Origin of the sequence: Streptomyces pacificus, from assembly GCF_011766325.1 — a bacterium.
GTDB lineage: Bacteria > Actinomycetota > Actinomycetes > Streptomycetales > Streptomycetaceae > Streptomyces > Streptomyces pacificus.
On the sequence record NZ_BLLG01000016.1, the window covers coordinates 41,511 to 57,785 of the forward strand.

The 16,275-nt window shown below is 75.3% G+C and carries 6 protein-coding genes; all 6 read right to left on the reverse strand.

Annotated elements, in window-relative coordinates:
* Position 1: 1 nt before the first annotated feature.
* On the reverse strand, positions 2–7,570 hold the full coding sequence (locus SCWH03_RS22025) for a type I polyketide synthase (RefSeq protein ID WP_216854784.1): 7,569 nt from the start codon (positions 7,568–7,570) through the stop codon (positions 2–4).
* A 1,096-nt stretch (positions 7,571–8,666) separates the two neighbouring features.
* The gene (locus SCWH03_RS22030) at positions 8,667–8,897 is read right to left on the reverse strand and encodes a chaplin (protein WP_254076947.1); all 231 of its coding nucleotides are present in this window, start codon (positions 8,895–8,897) and stop codon (positions 8,667–8,669) included.
* Positions 8,898–9,091: 194 nt separating this feature from the next.
* Entirely contained in the window at positions 9,092–9,595 is a 504-nt protein-coding gene (locus SCWH03_RS22035; protein ID WP_173266028.1) for an NUDIX domain-containing protein, read from the reverse strand.
* Positions 9,596–10,747: 1,152 nt separating this feature from the next.
* On the reverse strand, positions 10,748–11,332 hold the full coding sequence (locus SCWH03_RS22040; protein WP_173266029.1) for a tellurite resistance TerB family protein: 585 nt from the start codon (positions 11,330–11,332) through the stop codon (positions 10,748–10,750).
* Positions 11,333–11,661: 329 nt separating this feature from the next.
* Positions 11,662–12,243, reverse strand: a complete 582-nt coding sequence (locus SCWH03_RS22045) for a fasciclin domain-containing protein (RefSeq protein ID WP_173266030.1) — start codon at positions 12,241–12,243, stop codon at positions 11,662–11,664.
* A 515-nt stretch (positions 12,244–12,758) separates the two neighbouring features.
* A complete protein-coding gene (locus SCWH03_RS22050) occupies positions 12,759–16,133 on the reverse strand; it encodes a pyruvate carboxylase (protein ID WP_173266083.1) in 3,375 nt (1,124 codons plus the stop codon).
* Positions 16,134–16,275 lie beyond the last annotated feature (142 nt).

Sequence of the window (16,275 nt, forward strand, 5' to 3'; positions counted from 1 at the left end):
GTCACCACTCCGAGGCGGTGTGGACGACCGCCCCGGCCGTCAGGCCGCCCCAGGCGAGTTCCCGCAGCAGGGCCGGCGGCCCCTCCTCGGGGTCGATCAGGGTGATCCCGCGCCTGGCGTACGCCCGTGCGAGTTCCGGCTGGACCATGCCGGTGTGCACGCCATCGGGGGCCCACGGGCCCCAGTGCACCGTCAGCGCCCGCCGTCCGGTTCGCGTCCCCCACTGCTCGCCCAGGGTCTCCAGGGCGTCGTTGGCCGCCGCGTAGTCCGCCTGGCCCCGGTTGCCGAGCACCGCGGCGACGCTGCCGAACAGCACCATGAACGACGGCCCGCCGCCGGGGAGTTCGTCGAGGGCCGAGAGCAGGGCGGTGGCCCCGCCGACCTTGGTGCGGTACACCCGCTCGAAGGACTCGGCGGACTTCTCCGCGATGAGCCGGTCGTCGACGACCCCCGCCGCGTGGACGACCCCGTCGAGGCGCCCGTGGTCGGCGTGGATCTCCTTCACCGCCTGGAGCACGGCCGCGGAGTCGCGGCAGTCGGCACTGCGGTAGCGGACCCGGCTCCCGGCGGCATCGAGCGCGGCAAGGGTCGCGGATATCTCCCGCTGGGCGAGGAGGAGTCCGGCCGCCCGGTCGACGCCGGCGGGGGAGCCGTACCCGCCCTGTGCGGCGAGTGCGCGGCGCAGGGCCGACCGGTCGCGGGCCGCCGCCGTCAGCGGGTCCTCCGGCCCGGCGGGAGCGGGCGTCCTGCCGAGCAGTTCGACGCGGCACCGGCAGGCCCGTGCGAGGGCGATGGCGCAGGCGGCCGTGATGCCCCGGGCCCCGCCGGTGAACAGGACGACGGAGTCCTGGTCGAGGCCCAGTGCCGCCGCTTCGGCAGCCCCGTCCCCGGCCGGTCCTGCACCGGTCACCGCCGTCAGCCCCAGGGGCGCCTCGGCGAGTTCCCACCCGTGACGGCCGTCGGCGTCGCGCAGGACGACCGGTGCGCAGCCGGCAGCCCCCAGCTCCTCGAGCACCGCGGCGGCGGCGCCTTCCGGTGTGCGCAGCCGGCCGCCCCTGCCGCCCGGGTCGAGGTCGAGCACGGTCGCCTCGGTGTCCGGGCACTCCCGGGCGATGGTGCGGAAGAGCCCGCGCAGCCCCGCCGAACGCCCTGCCGCCCGGCCGCCCTCGGTGAGCCGTACGGCGACGAGCCGTGCGGGGCGGCGGGCCAGCGCGGCCTTGACGGACGGGAAGGCGGCGGGCAGGACCGGCGGTCCGGAGACCGCCAGCGGGTCGAGGAGGACGACGCCGTCGAGCGGGCCGTGGCCCTCCTGCGGCAGCGGTTGGCGCTGCTCGGCGCCGAGGACGGCGGGCAGGGCACCGTGCCGCTCCAGCTCCGCCGCGAGCGCTTCCGCGACCCCGGCGAGCGCGCCGTCACCGTCGCCGAGCAGCGCGAACCGCCGCCCCCGCAGGGCTGCGGGCGCCGCGGCACCCGGATCGCCGGGCAGGGGAACCTTCCGGGCCAGGAGGCGTTTCGGCGCCGCGACCAGGGGGGCCGCCGTGAACGGGGGGCCTTGCGCAGCTCCGGTCGCGCCGGCGCCGGCCAGGTCCCCGGTGCCTGCGGCCGCCGCCGTTCCCGCGGTGTTCCCGGTGCCTGCGGCTGCCCCGGTGCCCGTAGTGCCCCTGACGTCCGCCGCGTCAGCGCTAGGGCCGGCGCTCCCGGCGTCCCAGGGGCGGGAGGGCGCTGAAGGATCCGAAGGGTCCGAGGCGTCCGAGGCGTCGGGGAGGTGGGAGGTGTCCGAGGGGTGCGACCGCTCTCCGGGCCCCGCCGGGGGCGGGGGCGTGCCGGCCGCCGGATCCGCCCCGCCGGTGCCCGTATGCCCGACGGAGGCCGGTGCCGAGGCGGGCGGCGGCCACGACACGTCCGCGGGGTCCCCGGGGTCCGCGGGCCCGCCGTCCGGCTCGTCCCCGGTACCGGGCAGCAGGGCTCGGATCCTCGCGGCCAGACTCTCGGCGGTCCTCGCCCGGGACAGCTCCTCCACCGCGGCGTCGTCGAGCGTGCCCCTGCCCGCCGGCACCGCGCCCGCGGCGACCAGCCGCCCGGCCAGTTCCCCGACGATCTCGGTCCGCTTGATCGAGTCGATACTCAGATCCGCTTCCAGGTCGAGACCGGGCTCGACCATGCCGGCGGGGTAGCCGGTCCGTTCACTGATGATGTCCACGATCATGTGCAGCACGTCGCTGCCGGAGGGCGGCGCGGCGGCACCCGCGTCCCCGCCGGAAGCGGCCGTCCCCGCCGTTTCCGGCAGCGGCCCTCGAACCCACCCGGTGGTGGTGCCGGGGTCCCGCGGCTGCGGGCTCTGCACGGGCGCGGTGGGCACGGGCGCGGTGGACACGGGTGGGGCGCCCGGCGGGGCGGGCAGCGGGTCGCCGGACGCCGGGGCGCCGAAGTACGTCAGCAGGACGTCGCGTTGCGCCGCCACCATCTCCCTGCTCGTGCGCAGGAACTCCGCGATCAGCGCGTCCTGGCCGCTCGCGGCGTCCTCGGCCGCCCGGCCCCCGGGTTGGCTCGTCACAGTCGCCTCCGCGACACGTCGGGCCGGTGCCAGCGCACCGGGCAGGAGTTCACCGGACGCGGTTCGGACGAGATGCCCGTCGACCGTCCATCCGGCGGGCCGTTCGCGCCCGGCCCGGCTCGGGTCCACCGCGTCGCGTCCGGTGAACATCCATCCGGTGGCGACCGGCAGTCCGGCGACCGCGAGCCGGGCCAGCGCGTCGAGGAAGCCGGGCAGTCCGCTTTCCGGCCGGGGAGCGCACGCGACGGACAGGTGCGGCCGGTCCCCGAGGATGTCGGCCACCAGCCCGGTCAGTGCTCTTCCCGGGCCGCACTCCACGAAGACCCGGGCGCCTGCCGCGTACATCGCCTCGACCTGCTCGTCGAACCGCACGGGCGCACTGATCTGCGCGGCCAGTTCCGCGCTGATACCTTCGGGGGAGGCAGGGTAGGGCTCCGCGGTACGGTTCGACCACACAGGGAACTCCGGTGCCCGCAAACGGTGTCCGGTCAGAACCCGGGCGAACCGCTCACCCGCGGCCGCGACCAGCGGGCTGTGGAACGCGCAGGCCACCGGCAGGCGCTTCGCCCCGAGCCCGGCCTCGCGCAGCAGCCGCACCGCGGCGTCCACCGCCGTGGTGGGACCGGAGACCACCGTCTGCCGCGGAGTGTTGCGGTTGGCCACGACGAGCCCGGCCAGGACTCCGCCGGCCAGGACTCCGCCGTCCGGGAGCCCGCCGTCCGGGAGCCCGCCGGCCGCGCTGTTGCGGCCGGGGCCGCCGCGGTCCTCACCGCCGCCGCCGGCCGGGCCGAGGATCCGCTCGACGTCCGCGGGGGAGGCGGCCACCGCCGCCATGGCCCCCGGGTCGTCCCCGGCCGCCGCGAGGATCGCGGCGGCCCGCTCCGAACTCAGCGTCAGCAGGGTCTCTGGGTCCACGGTCCCGGCGGCGCTCAGGGCGACCAGTTCGCCGTAGCTGTGGCCGGCCGCCATGTCGGGCACGACCCCGGCCCGGCTCAGCAGCGTGTGCGCGGCGAGTCCCACCATGCCGAGCGCCGGCTGCGCGGCCCGGGTGTCGGTGAGGGCGGCGGTGCGCTGCCCGCTCGCGGCCTCCGTGAACGCCGCCGGGGGATACAGCGCGGCGGCCGTGCCGCGGTCGAGCGCCAGCAGGTACTGCAGCTCGGGGAAGGCGCCGAAGAGGCCGGCGAACATCCCCGTGCGCTGGCTGCCCTGCCCGGGGAAGAGGAAGGCGACCCTGCCGGTGCCGCACCCGCTCCGGGGCGCGCCGTCCGCCGTGCTTTTCGTGCCCTCCCGGGCCGAGCCGCCCGCCTCGCCCCGTGTGCCCGGGGCCGTCACGTCGCCATCGGCGAGATGGACGCCGGCGCCCGGGTCGTGCTCACCGACCAGGGCCCGCCGCAGCCGCAGCCGCAGCCCCTCCGGATCCTCCGCCACGACGGCGATCCGCACCGGGCCTCGGTCCGCCTCGGCGCGCCGCGAGGCGGCGAGCGCCAGATCCCGCAGCCGCCACCCGCCGCTCCCGTCCCCCGCCGGGGACGCCGTCTCCATCAGCCACTCCGCGGCCCGGCGGGCGGCCGCCGCGTCCGCCCCGCGGAACAGGAACAGCTCGGCCGGCCACGCGTCACGCCCGTGCGAGGGCGGCGCCCCACCGCCGTGAGCGCCCAGCACCACATGGAAGTTGGTGCCTCCGAAGCCGAACGCGCTCAGGCCCGCCACGCGCCGCTCGGGCGGTGCGGCCCACGGCAGTGCCTCGCGGTGGAAGACGAACGGGCCGCGGCCCTCCTCCCAGGCGGCGTTGGGCTGCTCCAGATGCAGGGTGGGCGGCCGCACCCCGGTGTGCAGGGCCATCACCGTCTTGATCAGACCGGCCAGGCCCGCCGCGCACTTGGTGTGCCCGATCTGGGACTTCACCGAACCCAGCACACAGCCGCCGGGGGCGGCGCCCGCCTCCTCGAACACCTCGGTGAGGACGCCCAGTTCGGTTCTGTCGCCGACGACGGTGCCCGTCCCGTGCGCTTCCACGAGCCCCACATCGGCGGGCGATGTCCCCGCGGCGCGGTGCGCCCGCTCCAGAGCCCGGCGCTGCCCCTCGGGGCGCGGTGCCGTCAGCCCGAGTGACCGGCCGTCGCTGGAGCTGCCGATGCCCTTGACGACCCCGTACACGCGGTCGCCGTCCCGCTCGGCGTCGGCCAGCCGCTTCAGCACCACACACGCCACGCCCTCCCCGAGGGTGATCCCGTCGGCCGAGCCGTCGAAGGCCCGGCAGCCGCCGGTGGGGGAGAGGGCGTGCACCGAGGAGAACAGCAGGTAGTCGTTGATGCCGTTGTGCAGGTCGGCGCCTCCGCACAGCATGACGTCGCTGGTGCCCGCGACCAGTTCCTTGCAGGCGACGTCCACCGCGGCGAGGGAGGAGGCGCAGGCCGCGTCGACGGTGAAGTTCGGCCCACCCAGGTCGAGCCGGTTCGCTATCCGCCCGGAGATCACGTTGGCGAGCATCCCGGGGAACGAGTCCTCGGTCAGCGTCGGCAGCTGCTCATCGAGGCCGTCGGGCATCCCGCCCAGGTAGGCGGGGAGCACCGCGCGCAGCGCGGTCGCGTGGGACAGGTCGCTGCCGGGCTCGGCGCCGAACACCACACCCGTGCGCGTCCGGTCGAAGTCCCGGCCGCCGTCACCGAGCCCCGCGTCGTCCAGCGCCCGCCGCGCGGCCTCCAGGGCCAGCAGCTGCACGGGCTCGATGCTGCCGAGCGAGGCGGGAGGAATGCCGTAGCGCAGGGCGTCGAAGGGGATCGGCGGCAGGAACCCGCCCCAGCGGGAGGTCACCGCACCGCCCGCCTCGACACCGTGCACCTCGGGATCCCAGCGCTCGCGGGGCACCTCGCCGACCGAGTCGACCCCGTCGAGGACGTTCGCCCAGAACGACGCCAGATCGGGCGCGCCGGGGAACATGCACGCCATGCCGACCACCGCCACGTCCAGCGGGTGTGGCGGCTCCGGTCCGGTCTGATCCTGTGTACGCCCGCCGGGTCCGGTGGCGGACGCCAGCGCGCGGGCCCGTCCGGTGAGGAAGCGCGCCGCGCCCTCGCAGACGTCGGAGTGCAGCCCGGCGAGAGTGGTGGTGGCCGACCGCAGCACCGCGACCTCGCCGGCCATGAACATCCCCTCCGCGAGCTGCCGTTCCTCGCCGACGGCCCCGAGGCCGCCGTCGGCGGTGCGTTCCACGCCCTTGGCCGCGATCCGCAGCCTGCCGACGTTCAGCCGCTCCAGCCGCTCCCAGACCTCCCGTTCGGCCAGTCCCTCCTCGCGCATAGCGGCCGCCAGGGTGCCGAAGGCCTCGCTGAACGGGCTCGGCACACAGCGCGTGGCATGGCCGGGCGCGGTCTCCAGGAGCGAGGTGCGCTCGGCCGCGAGCACCCGGCGCTGGAACAGCGGACGGACGGCGCCGTGGGCGACCGCCTCCTCGGTGAACAGGTACGCCGTGCCCATCAGGGTGCCCACCGCGCAGCCGCGCGCGGTCAGCGGGGCGGCGAGCGCGGCCGCCATCGCGGCGGAGCGCCTGTCGTGGATGCCGCCCGCAAGGAAGACCTCGATCCGCCCGGCGGCGGCCCTCGCCTCTTCCTCCCCCCTCCCGGCGAGCCCGTCGAGGAAGTCCTCCAGGACCGTCAGCTGGGCCTCCCAGAGCGGGAAGCTGTTGCGGGGGCCGACGTGGCCGCCGCACTCGGCGCCCTCGAAGACGAAGCGGCGGGCACCGGCGTCGAGGAACTGCCGCAGCAGTCCCGGGGAAGGGACGTGGAGGAACGCCTTGACACCGGCCTCCTCCAGCACCCTGGCCTGGGACGGCCGCCCGCCCGCCACGATCGCGTGGGTGGGACCGGCGGCCCGGACAGCGGCCAGCTGGGCGGTCCTCGTCTCCTCCGGCGCGAAGCCCAGGATGCCGACCCCCCAGGGCCTGCCGTGCAGGACCCGGCGCGCCTGCTCCAGCATCGCCGCCGACCGCTCCGCGCCGGCGAGCGCCAGGGCGACGAAGGGAAGGGCCCCGTCGTCGGCGACGGCGGCGGCGAACGCGGCACCGTCGCTTACCCGGGTCATCGGGCCCTGGGCGACCGGCAGCCGGGTACCCAGGGCCCGGCTCATCGGCGAGTCCGGCCGCAGCGCCCGGGCCGCGGTGCCCGCGCCGCCGGTCACGGCATCCCGCACGGCACCGGCCACCGCGCGGACCGCACCGCCGGCGTCCCCCCAGCGCTCGGCGAACAGGACCGCCAGGCCGGCGTCCTGCCCCGCGGGCAGGCCGGGGGGCTCGGCGGACGCGTCGCCGTCGGCAGCGGACCACCCGGCGGGGCCGCGCCGGCGCAGCGCACGGCGACCGCCGGACACCACGGTCTGCGAGCCGTCGGCCGTCCGCAGCGGCGCCGCGACCTCCTCGGGCAGCTGCGACTCGGCCAGCAGCGCGAGCTGGGTGTCGAGCACCACCCCGGCGGCCCCGCCCACCACGGCGGCAGCCGCGGTGCGGGGCGCGATCCCACCGCAGGCCCACACCGGAACCCCCGGCCCATCCGCCGAGAGGAGCTGCTGGAGCAGTACGAAGGTGCTCAGCTCGCCGACCGGGCCGCCGCACTCGCTGCCGCGCGCGATCAGGCCGTCGGCGCCCGAGTCCACGGCCCGGCGGGCCGTCTCCAGGCCGGTGACCTCCACCAGCACGCGGAGCGGGGCGTCCGGGGGGACCGCGGACAGGCCCCATGAGGAGCCCGGCGCGAGCACCACGGTGTCAGGACCGCCCGGGGAGCCGTGCCCCGTGAGGAGTTCCGCCGGGTCGATCCGGCAGCGCGGGCCGATCCGCACGCCGTAGCGCCCCGGGGCCCATCGGCGCACTGCCGCCAGGGCGTCCCTCGCCCTCCGGTCTCCCCGCCCCAGGTCGAGCACTCCGAGCCCACCGGCGCGGCTCACCGCGGTGGCGAGGCGGGCGTCCGGTTCACCGAAGGGGGTGATTCCGATGACCAGGTCCACATTGCGCTCTACCGAATTCATCATTCCCCGAAAAGGCTTTGGTGTTGCCCGGAGGTTAAATGTCGGCCGATCAGCGGTGCGGGACGTGCGGGATCTTTTAATGCCCGTGGAAATCAATTCGTGTCATTCGCGAGGCGGTTCGAAAGATAGTGGCAAGTTACTCAAGGGGCAACCATAGGTCAACGGCCGTACTTGGCCTTTCGAGAAGGCCGCGAAGAGCTGGTGGGAGAACGCGGGCACGGCTAAATGGGGCGGCGGGCCGGCGGCCCGGCAGCCCGGGGGCGCCAAGGAATTTCGCGAGGGGGAGGCGGGGGTGGGGGGAGTGGGGGCGCAAGGGAGAGGCGGAGGCGCGGGGAAGAGGTGGGGGGATTCCGGCGGCGCGGCCCGCCATCCTGGCGTCTCGGTCATGCGGTGTCAACGTGATCGGCGGGATTCTCCGGCCGTTCAATGGTCAACGTTGGCTGATTGCCGACGCCCACCCCCTGAGCGCTCCCGAACGGGCCGGCACTTTCGGTGCGTTCACCTGGCGACGCTTTCCGGAGCAGCCGCCCGTGCGCCGGGGGAGCCTGTCGCGGAACGCATGCGTCCGGCCGAATCGCGTCGATGCCCGCCGGCTCGGGGTCCAGAGCGGTCCGCGGGCGAGGAACCGGGACGGGGAAGGACCCCCGGGCCTGCCGGGCGGCCTCGCACCGCGCGATCCGGTCCCCGTGTCCGGCTCCCCGTGTCCGGCTCCGCGTGTCCGGCTCCGCGTGTCCTGCTCCGCGTCATCCGGTCCGCGCGACCGGCCGCTGGACCGCCGCCCGGTCCGTCCGCATGCCGCGATCGCCGCGAAGCCGCCGCTCGGCTTGCCATGGCGCCTGAGGGGCCCGCCGGCGGTACGGCGACCGGCGGGCGACCGGTGTCGCGCACCCGATCGTGCGGGGTCGAGCCCGGCGCGCCCACCCGCAGGCGCGGGGGAGTCCCCGGCCCCGCGGCCCGGGGTGCCGCGCCCCGGCCCCGGCCCGGCGGGGAAAGCCCGAGGGCCGGACCCCCGGTGTGAGGATCCGGCCCCGTGCCCGGCCGGCGGGCGAGCCGCCCGTGCCCCGGCCGCACCGGTGCCGATGGCGGCGTGGACGCGTCAGCTGTTGATGCAGACGTTGCCGAAGGCCGGGTTGAGCAGGCCGATGACATTCACCGAGTTGCCGCACACGTTCACCGGAACGTGCACGGGGATCTGGACGACGTTGCCCGACAGCACACCCGGGCTGCCGACCGCCGCGCCCGTCGCCCCGCTGTCCGCCACGGCGCTGCCGGCGCCGACGAGGACACCGGCCACGGCGAGGGCCGCCGCGGTGGACGCGAATCGCATGCGCATGATCTCTCCTAGAGGGTTCTCGACGAAACGAGTCGGGCACGATCAGACCGGACCGGCACGTCCGTACCCGGGCATTCGGCGGCTCGGGGGCGTGTCGCAACTCCCGTGTCCGGCGCCGTGCCCAGCACCTCGCCGGATGCCTCGCCGAACGTCCCGTCCGGACAAGCGGCTCCCGTGTACGGCCCGGCTCAGGCGTCCCAGCCCCAGGTGTCGAAGTACGCCGTCACACCCGTCCGGCGGGCCTCGAGTACCGCCCGCAGCCGCGCGAAGTCCCGCTCCGGCATGCGGGCCCGCCACTGCTCCGGCGACAGGACGCGCACCTCGTCGTGTTCGGCCGGATCCAGAGTGATGCCGGCGATCCGGTCGGCGGTGAGCCTCCCCCCGTCGAAGACGAACCCGATCGTGCTGTACGGCCACTGCGCGCCCGGCAGGCCGTACACGGCGGCCAGCAGCCGCGTGGGCCCCTCGACGGTCATTCCGGTCTCCTCCCGGCACTCCCGCACCGCCGTTTCCCACGGACGCTCGCCCGGATCCATCGTCCCGCCGGGCCACTGCCACGGGTGCTCCTGTGAGTACACCGCCCGCAACTGCAGCGGCCGGTCCTCCTCGTCGGTGAAGAACAGGCAGGCGAAGGCGGTCGCCTTCATCAGCGTCTCGGCGTACTGCTCCGGTGGCAGCCACGTCGTACTCACGACGCCCCGCTGCCGCACACTGCCGGCCGCCGGACTGCCGGCCCCCGCGCGGTGCCGCTCACGCGTACGGGAGCCGTGCGCCGGGACGGGCCGGACGGGAGCACCTCGGCCGTCGGATCGGGGATTCCGCGGGCCCCCGCGGTGGCACGGGGAGGGGTCATGGCTGGGCCTTTCTCGCGGCGCCGGTCCGTGGGGCGGCGACAGGGGTACGTCGATTCGGGTCGTCGATTCGGGGCATCGGGCGGCAAGGGCCGGGCCCACCCGTCGGGACCAACGACGTGCAGCGGCCGCCGAGACGGCCTGTTTCGGACGGAATCGACACCCGTGCCCAGGGCGGCGGTGGAGCACCCCGGGTTGGGGCCGGCGTGCCGCAACCGGCCGGCGCAGTGCGCCGGCGCGTGCCGTAGACCGCTTCCCGGCCCCCGCGGGGGGACCGGCGCAGGGGACCGGATGGCCGAAACACCGCGCCGGCGTCCGGAAGGTCGGACGGCTCGTCCGGCGGGCTGCGGGAGAACCCCGGGGCCCGCCCGGAGCCGGGAGGTCCGGCCGGTCGACGCCGAGGGCGATGACCCCGGGCCGTCCTGGGCCCTCCCGCGCCGTGCCCGCGCGCCGTGGCGTCGATCCGGCGGAACGGGGCAGGCGCAGGGCAGGGCGGGGCAGTCCCCCGCACGTCCTGGCCCGTACGGGCCAGGACGCCCACCGGCAACCAGTGCCGCCTCCCGCCGCGAGCGCGGCGGGTCAGGCGCCCGCCGCAGGGAGCGAGAGGTTCCCCGCGACCCGACACCGGGAGGACAGGATGACCTCGATCGTGACGGCCGCCGCGGATGCCGCGGCAGCTCCCGCATGGCTGCATATGGCGGTCATGGCGGTGGCGTTGCTCGTACTTGTCCGCAGCCTGGCCAGGCGCCGCGACTGATGTCCCCGGCATCCGGGCGGCACGGCCCCGCACCGCCCGCCCGGATCCCGTGCCCGGGAGCCGGTGCGCGGCCCCCGGCCCCCGGAGCAGCTGATCGCCGGTGGGCGTCTGCGCCCCGAGGGCGGCCGGACCCCCGGCCGGTCGTCGGTCCCGTAGCGGCCCCCGTGCTCCCCTGCCGGCCTCCGTGGCCCCCCGGCTCCGCGTGCGGCGGGGCCGGGGACAACGGAGCCGCTTGCTCAGACGCCGAACTCCGCCGCTGGGATACCGAGGGCCGCGCAGGCGTCGCGGACCGCCTGCTGCTCGGAGGCGTCGATGAACCCGTCGGCGCCCGCGACCACCATGCCGGTCTGGACCACCGCACGGGCCTCCTGCGGCTTCTTGGCGGCCTTGGCGATCTCCTTCAGCGCTTCCGCCCTGCCCAGTTCGAAGTTCGTCATCAGCCGGTCGACATGCTGGTGGAAACGCTGGCGGAGCTGGTCCGCCGGGAAGTTCTGCAGGACGTCGTTCGAGACGATCAGTTCCTCGACGCGCTGACGCTCCGTCGGGTCGACATGCCCGTCGGCCGCGGCCACCAAGGCGCACATCGCCATGCTGGCGTCCCGGTAGGCGCCGCTCTTGAGTTCCGTCTTCGCCGCTGCGAGCTGGGACTTGAACAGTCCGATCAGCTGGGCCTTGGAGCCGCCGGACGAACCGTGCCCGCGACCCCCGTGCGGTACCTGCCCCGCGGGGCCGTATCCCTGCCCGTGCCCGCCGCCTCCCCGTGCGCTCTGGGGCTGCTGGAGGTTCTTGGCCTGCTCCTTGAGCCGGTCCCACATCGCCACTGGTGCCACCTCGGCTTCTGCTGCTTCTGCTGTCGGTCCGCTGCCGGTCGTCGGCCGCGCTTCCTGCGTGCCGTACCCGGTCAACGCCGGGTGCCGGGCTCCAGGTTCCCGCAGGAGGGGGCGAACGCGGGGAAGGATCGCCGGGGTCGTGCCACACCAGTCGCGGGCGGCGTCCGCCCGGCCCGGGGACGCGGCGGCGGGCAGGCGGCGGCCCCGGGCACGCGACGGCCGGGGGCGCCGCGGGGCTGCCGGCGCCCGGTGCCCGATGCACGGCGCCGCGCATCCCGGCCGCATCGCCCGGGCTGCGCGGCCCATGCGCGCATCACACTCTACGAGGACGGCGGCAGCAGCACCTCGTCGATGATGTGGACGACGGCGTTGCTCGTGGCCACGTCGCCGCAGAGGATGTTCGCCGAGTCGTTCACCTTGAAGGAGTCACCCGACCCGGACGTGGTCAGCTCGGCCCCTTCGAGGGTCTTGAACCGGCCGTCCGGCAACTGGTCGACGGTGACCTCCGAACCGACGACGTGGTACGTCAGGATCTTCTTCAGCTGCTCCTGGTCGTTCAGGATCTCGTTGAGCTGGGCTTCAGGGATCTTCGCGAAGGCGTCGTTGGTGGGTGCGAAGACCGTGATCTTGTCGGCGTCGTTCAGCGTCTCCACGAGCCCGGCCTTCTGCACGGCGCTGACCAGGGTGGAGAGATCAGGCTGCTGCGAGGCGGCGGTGGCCACCGGCTGGTCGGCCATCGCCGCCGCGCTGCCCGTACCGCTTGTCGGCAGCGCGGAGCAGCCGGGCCCGAACGGTTCCAGTGCGGGGGCCGCCTGGGCGGTGGGAGCGGCTGCGAGGAGCGGAAGCGGTACGAGGAGCGCGCCGGCTGCGGCGAGAGCGGCTCCCCTGAGGCGGTCGGTCATGAGCTTCACCTTTGCTGGGAGGGGTGCGACGGGCTCCCTCGTGCTGCCCGCCACTCCCTCTTCGCGGGAACCCCGCCCGGCGGATGACCCCGGGGCCGGTGTTTTCCTCACCTCCGGACGGTCGCCTGATCACGCCATGCCGCCCCGCTCCGCTGCATTCATGCCTACTCATGCCTACTCATGCCTGCTCATTAGAGGACCATCCCTGCTCCTGCCCTCGGCTCCGCGCCCGCTGCCCCAGCCCGTGCGCTCCGTGGCCGTGCGCACCGGTCCGGGCCCCCGCCCGGGCCACCCGCATGGGCCGCCCGCATGGGCCGCCGGGGCCGTGGCGGCCCCCTCCTCGCCGCCCCTGGCGGGGTTGCGGCGGGGGGAGGGCGGTCCCGGGGCCCGTCCGGGGCGCACCCGGTCCGTGAGGCGGTCCCGCACCCCGTGACGCGGTGTGGCGTCCCGCCACGCTGTGCGGTGGGCGGCCCCGCCGGGATGTGCGGTTCCCCGTCACGCGGGCTCCAGGACCGCTACGCGATCTCCAGGAGGAGGTCACCACCCTCCACCTGCTGGATCCGGTTGATGGCCAGCCGCGCGACACGGCCCGCCCGGGGGGCGGTGATGGCGGCCTCCATCTTCATCGCCTCGATGGTCGCCACCGTGGCGCCCGCCTCCACCGCGTCCCCCTCGGCCAGGGCGAGCGTCACCACACCGGCGAACGGCGCGGCGACATGACCCGGGTCCGAGCGGTCGGCCTTCTCGGTGACCGGCACGTCCGAGGCCGCCGACCTGTCGCGCACCTGGATCGGCCGCAGCTGGCCGTTCAGCGTGGCCACCACGGTCCGCATGCCGCGTTCGTCGGCCTCACCGACGGCCTGCAGCTCGATGAGGAGCCGGACGCCGGGCTCGAGGTCGACCCCGTACTCCTTCGACGGCCGCAGTCCGTAGAAGAAGGCCTTGCTGTCCAGCACGCTGGTGTCGCCGTAGGCCTGGCGGTGGGTGTCGAACTCGCGCGTCGGGCCGGGGAACAGCAGCCGGTTGAGCGTGGCCCGGCGGCTCTTCTCGAGACCCGCCCGGTCCTCGGCCGTCAGCTCCCGCACCGGCTTGGCGCCGGCCCGGCCCTGCAGCGCCTTGCTGCGGAAGGGCTCCGGCCAGCCTCCCGGCGGGGTGCCGAGCTCACCGCGCAGGAATCCGACGACGGAGTCCGGGATGTCGAACCGCTCGGGTGCGGCCTCGAACTCCCGCGGTGACACCCCGGCACCGACCAGATGCAGGGCGAGGTCCCCGACCACCTTCGAGGACGGGGTGACCTTCACCAGTCTGCCGAGGATCCGGTCCGCAGCGGCGTACATCGCCTCGATGTCCTCGAAGCGGCCTCCCAGACCGAGGGCGACGGCCTGGGTGCGCAGATTGGACAGCTGCCCGCCCGGGATCTCGTGGTGGTAGACCCGCCCGGTCGGCGCGGCGAGTCCGGCCTCGAACGGCGCGTAGACCCGGCGCACGCCCTCCCAGTAGGGCTCCAGGTCGCCGACGGCCTGCAGATCCAGCCCGGTGGGGCGGGGGGTGTGGTCGGTCGCGGCCACGATGGCCGACAGCGACGGCTGCGACGTCGTTCCCGCCATGGACGCGACCGCGCCGTCCACCGCGTCCGCCCCCGCGTGGATCGCCGCCAGGTAGGTGGCGAGCTGGCCGCCCGCGGTGTCATGGGTGTGCAGGTGCACCGGGAGGTCGAACTCGCGCCGCAGCGCCGAGACGAGCGTGGCCGCCGCCGGGGCGCGCAGCAGTCCGGCCATGTCCTTCACGGCCAGCACATGGGCGCCCGCGGTGACGATCTCCTCGGCGAGGCGGAGGTAGTAGTCCAGCGTGTATAGCCGCTCCGAGGGGTCGGACAGGTCGGAGGTGTAGCAGAGGGCCACCTCCGCCACGGCCGTCCCGGTCTCCCGTACCGCCTCGATCGCGGGCCGCATCCGCCCCACGTCGTTGAGGGCGTCGAAGATCCGGAAGATGTCGACGCCGGTGGCCGCCGCCTCCTGCACGAAGGAGTCGGTGACCTCCGTCGGGTACGGGGTGTAGCCCACGGTGTTCCGCCCGCGCAGCAGCATCTGCAGGCAGATGTTGGGGACGGCCTCGCGCAGCGCGGCCAGCCGCTCCCAGGGGTCCTCGGCGAGGAAGCGCAGGGCCACGTCGTAGGTGGCACCGCCCCAGCACTCCAGCGACAGCAGCCCGGGGAGCGTCCGTGCGACCGTCGGGGCGACGGCGAGCAGGTCCTTGGTGCGGACCCGGGTGGCGAGCAGCGACTGGTGGGCGTCGCGGAAGGTGGTGTCGGTGACGCCGATGGCCGGCGACGCGCGCAGCCACCGGGCGAAGCCCTCGGGGCCGCGCGCCACCAGCTGCTGCCGGGAGCCGGCGGGCGGCTCCCCGGCGGGCAGCGGGGGCAGTTTGGTGACCGGGTCGACCAGGTCCGGCCGTTCGCCGTGGGGCCTGTTCACCGTGACGTCGGCCAGATAGGTGAGCAGCTTTGTGCCGCGGTCGGCGGAGTGGCGCGCGGTGAGCAGATACGGCCGCTCCCCGATGAACGACGTGGTGACCCGCCCGGCCTGGAAGTCCGCGTCGTCGAGCACGGCCTGGAGGAACGGGATGTTCGTGGCCACGCCGCGGATGCGGAACTCGGCCACCGCACGCCGGGCCCGGCCGATCGCGGCCCCGAAGTCCCGGCCCCGGCAGGTCAGTTTGACCAGCATCGAGTCGAAGTGGGCGCTGATCTCGGTACCCGCGTGGGTCGTGCCGCCGTCGAGCCGGATGCCGGAGCCGCCCGGAGAGCGGTAGGCGCTGATCCGGCCCGTGTCCGGGCGGAACCCGTTCGCCGGATCCTCGGTGGTGATACGGCACTGCAGAGCGGCACCGCGCAGCGTGACGGTCTCCTGTGCGAGTCCGAGGTCCGCGAGCGTCTCACCGGCCGCGATGCGCAGCTGGGCCTGGACCAGGTCGACGTCGGTGACCTCCTCGGTCACCGTGTGCTCGACCTGGATGCGCGGGTTCATCTCGATGAAGACATGGTGGCCGTCGCGGTCGAGCAGGAACTCCACCGTGCCGGCGTTGCGGTAGCCGATCTCGCGGGCGAAGCGCACCGCGTCCGCGCAGATCCGGTCCCGCAGGGCCGGGTCGAGGTTCGGCGCGGGCGCCAGCTCGATCACCTTCTGGTGCCGGCGCTGGAGCGAGCAGTCCCGCTCGAAGAGGTGGATGACGTTCCCGCTGCCGTCGGCGAGGATCTGCACCTCGATATGGCGCGGGTCGACGACCGCCTTCTCCAGGAAGACGGTGGGGTCGCCGAACGCCGACGCCGCCTCGCGGGACGCCGCCTCGATCGACTCGCGCAGCGCGGACGGTTCCTCCACACGGCGCATGCCGCGCCCTCCGCCGCCCGCGACCGCCTTGACGAACACCGGGAAACCGATGTCCTGCGCGGCCCGCACCAGTTCACGGGCGTCGGTGGAGGGCTCGGACGAGCCGAGCACCGGTACCCCCGCGGCGCGGGCCGCGGCCACGGCCCGGGCCTTGTTCCCGGTCAGTTCGAGGGTGTCCGCGCCCGGCCCGACGAAGGTGATGCCCGCCTCCTCGCAGGCGCGGGCCAGTTCCGGGTTCTCGGAGAGGAACCCGTAACCCGGGTAGACGGCGTCCGCCCCCGCCCGGCGGGCGGCGGCCACGACCTCCTCGACGGAGAGGTAGGCCCGCACCGGGTGCCCCTGCTCGCCGATCTCGTAGGCTTCGTCGGCCTTCAGCCGGTGCAGGGAGTTGCGGTCCTCGTAGGGGAAGACGGCGACGGTGCGCGCCCCCAGCTCATAGCCGGCGCGGAACGCGCGAATCGCAATCTCGCCGCGGTTGGCGACCAGCACCTTGCGGAACATCCTGGATCCCTTCAGCCTGGTGGCGACACACCCCATGGTCTCAGCCACCCCAGTCCCTACCCGTCGGTAGCGTCAAGAGTCCCGTGCTGTCCGGCGCATCGGCGCGGCGTTGCGCCGGACACATGGCCCGGTCCGGCGATCC